The sequence below is a fragment of the Alcanivorax sp. HI0083 genome, assembly GCF_001635175.1.
Genome location: NZ_LWFX01001641.1, coordinates 1 through 10,661, shown reverse-complemented (window position 1 = coordinate 10,661; position 10,661 = coordinate 1). Strand labels below are relative to the sequence as shown.

Below are 10,661 nucleotides of genomic sequence, written 5' to 3'. Positions count from 1 at the left end.
CAGGGCCCACAGGCCAACGGCAAGAAGCAGGGGAGGGGCAGGCTTCATTGCCGCGGCGCTTCCACCTGGTCAAGCAGACGGGCCAGGGCGGTTTCCGGGGTTTGGCCTTCGATTTCTGCGTCGGCGCTGAGCTGGATGCGATGGCGCAGTACCGGGCGGGCCACTTGCTGGATGTCGTCCGGGGTGACGAAGTCACGGCCTTCGAACATGGCCTGCACGCGGGCCGCCCGGGCCAGGGCAATGCTGGCCCGGGGGCTGGCGCCGTGGCTCAGGCCATTGAAGTCCCGTGTGGCACGGACGATGCGCAGGGCATAGTCCAGCACTTCGGCGTCGATTAGCACGTCGTTGCTGAGCGCTTTCATGGCCTGCAAGCCGGCCGCATCCGTGGCCGGGCTCAGGCTGTCCACATCCAGGCTGGCGCGGATGGTGCCGTCGAGCACCATGTTCACCAGCCGGGTTTCGTCGTCATGGCCGGGGTAATCAATCAGCACCTTGAACAGAAACCGGTCCAGCTCTGCTTCCGGCAGCGGGTAAGTGCCTTCCTGGTCCAGCGGGTTCTGGGTAGCGAGCACCATGTAGGGTTCGTTCAGGGTAAAGGCTTTGCCTTCGATGGTGATCTGCCGTTCCTGCATGACTTCCAGCAGTGCCGCCTGGGTCTTGGCCGGGGCGCGGTTGATCTCGTCAGCCAGCAGCAGCTGGGTGAACGCCGGGCCGCGCCGGATGCGGAATTGTTCGGTTTTCTGGTCGTACATGGCGTGGCCGGTCACGTCGGTGGGCATCAGGTCCGGGGTGAACTGGATGCGGTTGAAGTCCAGCTCCAGTACCCGCCCGAGACTGCGCACCAGCAGGGTCTTGCCGAGGCCGGGCACGCCTTCAATAAGAACGTGGCCGCCGGAAATCAGTGCGATCAGCACTTCACGGACGACCTGTTGCTGGCCAATCAGTACCTGATTGAGCCGGCTTTCAATGTCGTGGGCCAGGGCGGCCGCATCGGCGAGGGTGGCGGGTTGGCTCATGCTGTTGTCCTTTTGCGTTGCAACTGACGTTGGCGTGTATGTCCGCGCCACTGCACCTGTGTGAGCGTATCAGTGACTGCAATTTTTCAGCGATTGTAATAATGAGACCTGCTGCGTGAACTGGTCCCGGGTTTCCGGTTGCATCTGCAGGGCCGCTTCCAGTTCTTTGGCTGGCACCGATAGTGTTTTTGCGGCCAGCGCCAGTGCCTTGTCACGTTGGTGATGAAAACGGATCAGATGTTGTTCTGCCTGTTCGCGTAACACTTCCACCAAAGCCGCCTGTTGATCGGTACGCCACTGAAAATAGCCACTGGCGTGCAGGTGTTGCAGGTAGTCGCGGCTGTGTTCGTCGCGGGCTTCCTGGCGTGGACCCTGGCGGGGAATGCGATACCACAACCACAGGGCCAGCAGCACCAGCAGGGCAACGCCCAGCGCCGGGGCTTTCAGCCACAGCCACTGTGCCAGCGGCGGCATGGCCACGGAGCGCACAAACCACACCGGCTCATCCGCGGTGAGCCAGGCGAGTAGCCAGGCATGATCGAAATAGAGCAGACGTTCGTTGGACCACAGGCTCAAGTCGGTTAGCACGGAAATCTGTCCGCTGCCCAAGCCGAGTTGCACCAGCTGGCTACCGTAATCGTTGTCTGCGTAGGCGGTCACTTCCACTGGCCATTCCAGGTGTGGTGTCTCGCCTTCTTCATCATCCCAGCTGTCATGCCAGATGACGTAATCGCTGAAAAGCTGCACACGTCGGTCAGGTGCGTTGTCACCCACATGCAGCCCAAGAGGCGCGGGCTCCGGTGGTGCGTCACAGACCAGCCGTGCACAACCTTCACGCAATTCCTCGTTGTCGCTTTGCAGGCAATACTGCAAGGGGCTGTCCACAAAAACGGGCAAGGCCATGATCAGATCCCGGACCGGATCCTCTTCAATGGATTCGCTGGGCACGGGGGAGTCCCAGACGGTGATGCCGAGCGGGAACAGCAGTGGGTCATTGTCCTGCCAGTCTGCGTCACTGGCATCGGATGCCTCGATAAGCGACGGGAGCGGGCGGGCTTCCACCACCAGTTCGCCACCGTTCTGGACCCATTCCAGCAGGGTGTTGACCTGGTTGGGGGTGAGCATGCCGCGGTGTTTATCGATCACCAGGGTGGTGCGGGTGTCGGGTAACGGGAACAGGGCCGCAGCACTGAGAATGCGTTCAGAGGGCTGGCCCCGTTGCGCCAGCCAGCGTTGGGCTGCGCTGTAGGGGTTGCGCGTGATGCTGCTGTCCGGGGAGACCCGCTGCATGTAGGTGACCGGTTCGGTCAGGGCGTAGTAGCCCGCGATCATGGCGACCAGCAGGGTGGCAAGCAGCCAGGGGAAAGCACGGCGCAGGTGGGCCTTACGCATGGTTTGCCTCCAGCCTGTCCATTTGCTGCCAATGCTGGGTCAAGGTGCGCACCTGCTCAGCGCTAACCGGGCGGTGAGCCCAGGCGGTAGTAATCCAGGCCTGGGTCAGCCGCTGCAGGTAGGCAATTGGCAATGAATCGCCGTGTTGTTCCTGCAGTGTGCGCAGGCATTGCTGCTCGGTACTGCCTGCGGCCAGAGCCACGGGGTGACGTGCCAGAATGCCGGCCAAGCTGGTGCGCATCAGTATGGCCAGGGCGCCGCGGATGTCTCCGGCCTTGAGGGCCTCTTCCACGGCACGGTCCAGATTTTTCGGCAGGTTACGTTTGCGGATATCCAGCCCGGCCACATGGGTGGGGATAACAGGGCGCTTGCGGGTGCTGTGGCCGCGCAGGCCGAACTGGTTGGCGACCTTGAGGATTAGCCACAGGGCCAGCGCAATAAAGAGGGCCCAGAAAATGGTCCACAGCAAGGCATCGGGTATATTCAGCGGCGTGTTGTTAGTCTCGGCGTCCTCATCGTCCAGATTATCAAACAGGAACCGCCAGATTTTCTCCATCAGGCTCTCGGATTCGCTGTCGTCCTGATTAATCCACTGCCGCTCGGTCTTTTCTTGCAGCGGCATGAACTCCGGGCTGGCCAGCAGCTCGATGACTTCCTGCTGTTCTGTTTTCCCGGTGGCCGGGGACTGTGCTGATGCGGCGCTGGCGGGTTCCGTGAAAGGCACCAGTGCCATGAGTAGCAGAGCCCCGATGACATTCCTGGCAGCTTGGCGACGTTTGCCCAACCGGCTGAGGCCCAGCTGCAGATCCCAGCCTTCCAGCCAGGTGCGTTTGTTCAGGTACAGGGCAAAGCCACAGGCCACGTAGAGAGGTTCGGTGACACACAGCACCAGATAGAAACACAACCCGGAGATGACCAGTTGCAATGCGCTCTGGTCATAGAACCAGTCACTGAGTTCCAGATTGAATTGCCAGGGCACCAGCATATACAGCAACGCCATTAGCCCGAGCGTCATGAACTGTTCCAGGTGCAGCACCAGCAGGGTCAGCATGCCCGCCCGGTTGGACGGGTAGCTGTTGAGTACTTTCAGACGCTGGCTGGCGGTGTCGCCTTTCACTTGTTCAAGCTGCCAAACGCAGGCATTGAAACTGCGCATGGGGCTCAGGCGCCGCCAGGTGAGCTGGCCGGCCAGCCCCGGCAGCGCGTAACTGCGCCAGCGTTTCAGCAAGGCTTTCAGGGTGAGGGTTTCACCAAACAGGGCATGGCTGTAAAAGGCCAGCAGTGGGCGTTCCCACAGGGGTTTGAGCCACCAGAAGATAAACAGGGGCCACAGGCTGTTGTTCAGGGCGGCCATGCTTAACAGCAGGGCATAGGGTACGGCGGTAAACAGCAGCCAGACGCGGGTAATGGAACCAGCCCAGTGGCGGTAAAACTGCGTGCCCAGGTCCGCGGCTTGCCAGGGGCTGCGCGGTGCCAGGCGGGCGCTAGCCTTTTCGAGTTCCATCCCGTCCCCCGAACAAAAGATAAAGGTACAAAAGGCCCCAGCAGGCCGCGCCCACGCTGTATTTGATGGTTGGCGCCAGGTCCCGTGGTGACCAGAACGCTTCGATAAAGGCGGCCAGCAATAACAGGGCGAAGACCCCGTACATGGTGGGCAGCGCATCCCTGGCGGCCAGTCGCAGGGCGTCCAGCCGTGACCAGGGCCCGGGGGCAATAATGGCCCAGCCGAGGCGCAACCCGGCCCCACCGGCCAAGACAATGGCGGTCAGCTCTGGTGCGCCGTGGGCGATCACAAAGGTAAAGAACGGTTCTTGCGCGCCCACGTTGATCAGGTGCCCGGCGGCGGCGCCGAAGAAGCTGCCGTTGAACAGCATCACCACCAGCGCGCCCACGCCCAGCAGAAGCCCGCTGGCAAAGGTGCGGAAGGCGATGCCGATATTGTTCTGGATGTAATGGCCGAACATCATCACATCGTCATCGCCGCTGCGTTCGCTCTTCATGTCCGCCTGGTTTTCCGGCTGGTACATGCTTTCCAGATTGGCAATGCTGGCCTCATCCACCACGGTGTAGATCATTTCCGGTTGTTGCTGCACCAGCACCCATACCAGCGCCATGGAAAGCACAAAGGCCAGGGCGCTGACCAGATGCCAGCGCCACTGGCGGCGCACCGCCTGGGGGAAGCCGCTGGCGATAAAGGTGCCGATGCGATCTGCCAGGGACGGGTTATAGCGGTACAGCTGGCGATGGGCGCGCAATACCAGATTGTTGAGGAATTGCTGCAGCTGCACGCTGTAGCCTCGTTCCCGTGCCAGCGCCAGTTGGTGGCAGAGCTTGCGGTAATCGGTGACAAAGGTATCCAGGGTGAGCTTGTTCTTCTTGCTCACATGCAGGGACTCCAGCTGCTCGAGCTGGCGTTCCAGTGCTTGCCATTCCGGCCGGTATTGCTGTTCGAAACGGGCCTGTTTCATGTGGGCCCCTGTACCAGGTAACGGCTGACGGCATTCAGACGCTGCAACGCCAGTGCCGGTGCCAGTTCGGGGTACGCCAGTTGCGCCAGCTCTTGCTGGCGGGCTTCGGAAAAGCGGTCATGGCGTTCATGGAAGGCGAGCAGGGCAAGCTGGTCATCCCGGCTCAAGGACCAGTCCGGGGCGAGGGTGTCACCCTGAGCCTGTTCCTGAATCTGTGGGGTTTCTTCGATATGGACAACCAGGGTGTTGGCGGCCATGTCGCCAAGCCGCTGGTAACGAGGGCTGATCAGCGTGCAGACAAACCCGAGCAGATAGAACAGCGGGAACGCATCGGCGGTGCGCAGAAGGTTGCGAATCAGGCTGCCGTTGAAGCTCAGCGGGCTGCCATTGGCATGAACCACCACCAGCCCCATGGCTTTCTTGCCCGGCGTTTGCCCGTGGCGGAAGGCTTCAAACAGGGTGGGGTAAAACCACTCCAGCACGAACGCCATGATCAGCAGCAGGCCCATGCCGGCTTTGCCCAGTGCCGCGAACACTGAGGCCAATGCACCGTAAATCACCAGCCGAATAGCCAGGTCGATGGCGTAGGCTAGCGCCCGGGGCACCGGCCCGGCCAGCGACAGGCTGAGCATGGCGCCTTCCGGTGTTTCTACTTCCAGGCGTTCATCAATCAGCATTCTGGCCCTGACGAATTTGTAATGCGGCAAACACAAAGAGCATGACAGTCAGGGTCGTTTTGGCAATCGCCAGGGTGCGCACTGGCGGCGGATCCAGCAGCTGGACCGCATAGCCACAGAAATAAAACAGCAGCAGGAAACACAGCCAGGTGGCCTGGCGCCGGTTGCCGCTGATAGCAGCAGGCATCATCAATAACAGGGGACCGTACAGCACTAGCGCGATGATAAGGCTGGAGACAATGTGCGCGTCCGGCGGTGCCAGAGTGAACAGGCCGCTGATGCCGACGAGCAGGAGCAACGCGTAGCTGATACGGAATAAAACAAGATTCATCAGGAAGCCTTCAGTTGGCGGGCCAGTAACGCCAGGCGTTTGCCCAGTGCGCGTGCCAGGGTGATTTCGTGTTCCGTCAGCGCCGGGTCACCCTGGCTGCCGGAAACGTGAGTGGGACCATAGGGCGTGCCGCCACTTTGGGTATCCAGCAAGGCGGCTTCGGAGTACGGCACACCGGCCAGCACCATACCGTGGTGGAGCAGGGGGGGCATCATGGAAAGCAGCGTGCTTTCCTGGCCGCCGTGCAAGCTACCGGTGGCGCTGAACACGCCGGCGGGTTTGCCGATCAGGGTGCCTTTCATCCACAGCTCGCTGGTCTGGTCGATGAAATATTTCAATGGTGCCGCCATATTGCCAAAGCGTGTGGGTGAACCCAGCGCCAGGCCCTGGCAACCGGCCAGATCATCCAGCGTCGCGTAGGGCGCACCTTGATCCGGTATCGCCGGCTCACTGGCTTCGCAGTTGGCAGACACGGCCGGGACCGTGCGCAGGCGCGCTTCCATTCCGGTGCTTTCGATACCGCGAGCGACCTGTTGCGCCAGGTTGGCAACACTGCCGTTGCGGCTGTAGTAAAGCACCAGCACATAATCGGTCATGGGCGATTCAGTCCAGTAACTGCAGGGCGTTTTCCGGGGGGCGACCCAGCACCGCCTGATCGCCTTTGACGACGATGGGGCGTTCAATCAATTTCGGGTACTGAATCATCGCTGCGATAACGTCAGCATCGCTGCTTTGCGCAGACAGGCCTGCGGTCTTGTAGTCCGCTTCCTTGTTGCGTACCAGATCATGGGCATGGGCAAACCCCAGCTTGCTGATCAGGCTTTTCAATGTGGCGGTATCCGGAATATCGTCCAGATACTTTACGATAGTGGGGTTAACACCGTTCTCTTCCAGTAACGCCAGCGTCTGACGTGATTTTGAACAGCGCGGGTTGTGGAAGATAATGTAGTCGCTCATGGGATTGCATATCCTGTTTCGTAACGCTGCCATTGTAAGCTGCACACGTGCGGTGGCAAGGGGTCAACCAGAGAGGACGCGTAGAGCATGGAGAATGAGCAACCGGTAATTCCGGTGCACGCCCGGTTCGATTCCATCAAGGCGTTTTTTGCCCTGCTGGTGCGCCAGTTCAATGAAGACGGTTGCCGGCAAAGTGCTGCCGCGCTGACGTATACCACCCTGTTTGCCATCGTCCCGGTGATGACGGTGAGTTTTGCGGTGCTGTCGTCGGTACCCGCCCTGAAAGACAAGGGCGCCCAGTTCCAGGCATGGGCGTTTGAGTATTTTGTACCCTCCGCAGGCAATATGCTGCTCGATCACCTGCAGTCCTTTGCCAAACAGGCAGCAAACCTGACCGGGTTGGGCATTGTGTTTCTGGTGATCACTTCCATCCTGATGCTGAGCACGGTTGAGCAAACCCTGAACCGTATCTGGAAAGTGCAGACCCCGCGTAAAGGTCTCACCAGCTTGTTGATGTATTGGGCGGTGCTGTCATTGGGGCCGATTTGTCTGGGCCTGGGGTTGGCGATCTCGTCGTATCTCACCTCGCAGGCCATCTTCAGCGACACGGTGAGCTACCTGGGCGGTGTGCGGCTATGGCTGTCCTTGCTGCCGTTCCTGTTCACCACCGCCATGCTGACACTGATGTACACGGTGGTGCCCAATACCAAGATTCCGTTGCGACAAGGCGTGCTGGGGGCGGCGGTGGCGGCTCTGTTGTTTGAGCTGGCGAAAGGCGGCTTTACCTTTTTCATCAAGCAGGCGCCCAGTTACCAGGTGGTGTATGGCGCTTTTGCTGCCGTACCCGTGTTTCTGCTGTGGATTTATATTTCCTGGACCATTGTGCTCGGTGGTGCCGAGCTGGTGCGTGCGTTAGTAGTCTTTCAGGAACACCGTCGCCAGGTGCCGCGCATGCACGCCCTGGTGCGCCTGCTCAATGTGTTCTGGCAGCGCCAGCAGAACGGCAAGGTGCTGCGCAGCAAGGAAGTTCGCAAGGTGATGCAGGAATCCGGAATCAGCCAATGGGATGAATTTCGCAACCTGCTGGTAAATGCGAAGCTGATCCGGCGCACGGAAGAAGGCGGTTACATGCTCAGCCGGGATCTGCGTAACCTGTCGCTGGGCCAGTTGGTGGCCATGCTGCCGTGGCCGGCCCATACCCAGCTAAGAGTGCGGCAACAGCAGGAGCTGTTGCCCTGGGAGGCAGCGCTGAAGAGGCGAATGGATCAGGCCCGGGAAGGCATGATGGCACCGCTGGATATCAGCCTGGATACGCTATTCAGCGAGCCGGAAAATCAAACAGACGACAATGCAGAGCCGAACAGGGCCTCTGCCCACATTGACCACGAGGACAAGCATGACGGTTAAGCATGTACTGGTGAGCGGTATTGTGCAGGGTGTAGGCTACCGGGCCTGGACGCGCCAGGAAGCCATACGTCGCAATCTCACCGGCTGGGTACGCAATTGTGCAGACGGCCGGGTGGAAGCGTTGCTGGAAGGCGACAGCGATGCTGTGGATGACATGCTCGATGCCATGCACCAGGGCCCGGCGCTGGCACAAGTGGAAAGGATTCTGGTGGAAGAGGGCAGCGATCATGACGATGCCCCCCGTTCCAATCACTTTGAGGTAACACGATGAAACAGGTAGAGCTGGTCAATGGTGACCTGCGTTTTCCTGCCTTGATGGCCGGCAATGGTGAGCCGGTGATTCTGTTGCACGGTTTTCCCGACACTTATGAAAACTGGGCGGTGCAGATCAATGCTCTGGCGGATGCCGGTTATACGGCTATCGCGCCAGCGTTGCGCGGCTATGCGCCCGGTTGCCAGCCCGGTAACGGTGATTATTCCCTGTATGCTGCCGTGGACGACCTGATGGTTTTTGCCGCACAGCTGGGCGGTCGTGTGCATCTGGTTGGGCACGACTGGGGCGCCGCGGTGGGGTATCTGGCTTGCGCGCAGTCCCCGGAGACCTTCTGCTCATTCAGTGCCTTGTCTATTCCGCCCATCCGGCGGATTCCCCAAGCGTTATTGAAAGTGCCGGAGCAAGTATTGCTGAGCGGCTACATGCAGTTTTTCCAGCTGCCGCTGGCCCCGGAAGCCTGGCTCAAGCGCGGCGACCTGGATGGCGTGGAAGCGCTATGGCGGCGCTGGTCTCCCGATTGGGAGCCGGAGCTCTATCTGGATAATGCCAAGCACACCCTGGCGGAGCCGGGTGTGATTTCCGCTGCCCTAGCCTGGTACCGGTCCCTGTTCAAGGTGTGGAAAAAAGAGCATCGCAAAGCAAGAGCCTGGCTGGGGCGGGATATTGCCACGCCCACCCAGATCCTGATCGGCGAGAACGATGGCTGCATGAGCCCCAAATTGCTGGACCACACGCTGGTAGAAAGCGATTTCAGTGGTGGCGTGGAGTTGCAAACCCTGGCCGATGCCGGGCATTTTCTGCACCTGGAACAGCCGGAGGCGGTAAACCGTCATCTGATCCGGTTGCTCAATAACACCCGTTGCGACTGAAAGCGCTGTGTTAACGAGGTCAGCGGCAAGGGGCGGCTAGTCATGGCGCTCCCGCCGCCGATTTCCGCCCCCTTCACTCTCTGCGCTATACTACGCGCCCCTATTTTCCCAGCAGGAGTAATCCCATGACGGTGATTCGCCAGGATGACCTGATTCAGAGCGTGGCAGATGCCTTGCAGTATATCTCTTACTACCACCCCGTGGATTTCATCCGCGCGGTGAAAGAAGCCTACGAGAAAGAAGAGAGCAAGGCCGCCAAGGACGCCATGGCGCAGATCCTGGTTAACTCCCGCATGGCCGCCATGGGCCGCCGCCCGATCTGCCAGGACACCGGTATCGTCACCGTGTTTGCCAAGGTGGGCATGAATGTCACCTTTGAGGGCGACATGAGCCTGGACGACATGATCAACGAAGGTGTGCGTCGCGCCTACAACCACCCGGACAATGTTCTGCGTGCCTCGGTGCTGGCGGACCCGGACGGCAAGCGTGCCAACACCAAGGACAACACCCCGGCGGTGATAAATTACTCCATCGTTCCCGGCGACACCCTGGAAATCGACGTGGCGGCGAAAGGCGGCGGCTCCGAAGCCAAATCCAAGTTCGCCATGCTCAACCCGTCCGATTCCGTGGTGGACTGGGTGCTGGAACAGATTCCGAAGATGGGCGCCGGCTGGTGTCCGCCGGGCATGCTGGGTATTGGTATCGGCGGCACCGCCGAGAAAGCCATGATGATCGCCAAAGAATCCCTGATGGATCCCATCGACATCCACGAGCTGCAGGCCCGTGGTGCCCAGACCCGCTCTGAAGAGCTGCGACTGGAACTGTTCGAAAAAGTGAATGCACTGGGTGTGGGCGCGCAAGGCCTGGGCGGCCTGACCACCGTGCTGGACGTGAAAGTAGTGGATTACCCCACCCACGCCGCCAACAAGCCGGTGGCACTGATCCCCAACTGTGCCGCCACCCGTCACGCCCACTTTATCCTCGACGGCACCGGCCCGGCCGACCTGAAAGCACCGGACCTGGAAGAGTGGCCGGACATTGCCTGGGGCAACGACGAAGGTGCCAAGCGTGTCAATCTGGATACCGTGACCCCGGAAGAAGTGCAGACCTGGCAGCCCGGTGACACCCTGCTACTGTCCGGGAAACTGCTCACCGGCCGTGATGCGGCCCACAAGCGCATGGTAGACATGATCTCCAAGGGCGAAAAACTGCCCGTGGACTTCACCAACCGGTTTATCTATTACGTAGGGCCGGTGGATCCAGTCGGTGA

The 10,661-nt window shown here is 60.5% G+C and carries 12 protein-coding genes; 4 read left to right on the top strand and 8 right to left on the bottom strand.

Annotated elements, in window-relative coordinates; genetic code table 11:
* Positions 1-44: 44 nt before the first annotated feature.
* The 8 genes from A3754_RS24180 to arsC form a co-directional block, all read right to left on the bottom strand.
* Positions 45-1,016, bottom strand: a complete 972-nt coding sequence (locus tag A3754_RS24180; protein ID WP_063521563.1) for a MoxR family ATPase — start codon at positions 1,014-1,016, stop codon at positions 45-47.
* Positions 1,017-1,085: 69 nt separating this feature from the next.
* Positions 1,086-2,408 (bottom strand): DUF4350 domain-containing protein, encoded by a 1,323-nt coding sequence (locus A3754_RS24175; protein WP_063521562.1) that lies wholly within the window; start codon positions 2,406-2,408, stop codon positions 1,086-1,088.
* Positions 2,401-3,912 carry a DUF4129 domain-containing protein gene (locus tag A3754_RS24170; protein ID WP_063521561.1) on the bottom strand — a complete coding sequence of 504 codons (1,512 nt, stop codon included), beginning with the start codon at positions 3,910-3,912 and terminating at the stop codon, positions 2,401-2,403. Before A3754_RS24170 ends, A3754_RS24175 begins: the two co-directional genes overlap by 8 nt.
* Entirely contained in the window at positions 3,893-4,876 is a 984-nt protein-coding gene (locus A3754_RS24165; RefSeq protein ID WP_063521560.1) for a stage II sporulation protein M, read from the bottom strand. The genes A3754_RS24170 and A3754_RS24165 overlap by 20 nt, the downstream gene beginning before the upstream one ends.
* A complete protein-coding gene (locus tag A3754_RS24160) occupies positions 4,873-5,553 on the bottom strand; it encodes an RDD family protein (RefSeq protein ID WP_082872456.1) in 681 nt (226 codons plus the stop codon). The genes A3754_RS24165 and A3754_RS24160 overlap by 4 nt, the downstream gene beginning before the upstream one ends.
* A complete protein-coding gene (locus tag A3754_RS24155; protein WP_063521565.1) occupies positions 5,543-5,884 on the bottom strand; it encodes a DUF2069 domain-containing protein in 342 nt (113 codons plus the stop codon). Before A3754_RS24155 ends, A3754_RS24160 begins: the two co-directional genes overlap by 11 nt.
* On the bottom strand, positions 5,884-6,480 hold the full coding sequence (gene wrbA, locus A3754_RS24150; protein ID WP_063521559.1) for an NAD(P)H:quinone oxidoreductase: 597 nt from the start codon (positions 6,478-6,480) through the stop codon (positions 5,884-5,886). The genes A3754_RS24155 and wrbA overlap by 1 nt, the downstream gene beginning before the upstream one ends.
* A gap of 7 nt (positions 6,481-6,487) precedes the next feature.
* Positions 6,488-6,841 carry an arsenate reductase (glutaredoxin) gene (gene arsC / locus A3754_RS24145; protein ID WP_063519007.1) on the bottom strand — a complete coding sequence of 118 codons (354 nt, stop codon included), beginning with the start codon at positions 6,839-6,841 and terminating at the stop codon, positions 6,488-6,490.
* Between the two features lie 87 nt (positions 6,842-6,928).
* Between arsC and A3754_RS24140 the strand changes: the two genes are divergently transcribed.
* The 4 genes from A3754_RS24140 to A3754_RS24125 form a co-directional block, all read left to right on the top strand.
* The gene (locus tag A3754_RS24140; RefSeq protein ID WP_063521558.1) at positions 6,929-8,248 is read left to right on the top strand and encodes a YihY family inner membrane protein; all 1,320 of its coding nucleotides are present in this window, start codon (positions 6,929-6,931) and stop codon (positions 8,246-8,248) included.
* Positions 8,238-8,519, top strand: coding sequence for an acylphosphatase (locus A3754_RS24135; RefSeq protein ID WP_063521557.1), 282 nt, complete (start codon positions 8,238-8,240; stop codon positions 8,517-8,519). The genes A3754_RS24140 and A3754_RS24135 overlap by 11 nt, the downstream gene beginning before the upstream one ends.
* On the top strand, positions 8,516-9,391 hold the full coding sequence (locus A3754_RS24130) for an alpha/beta fold hydrolase (RefSeq protein WP_063521556.1): 876 nt from the start codon (positions 8,516-8,518) through the stop codon (positions 9,389-9,391). Before A3754_RS24135 ends, A3754_RS24130 begins: the two co-directional genes overlap by 4 nt.
* Before the next feature lie 125 nt (positions 9,392-9,516).
* A partial coding sequence (locus A3754_RS24125; protein ID WP_063521555.1) for a fumarate hydratase occupies positions 9,517-10,661 on the top strand: 1,145 nt, incomplete at its 3' end.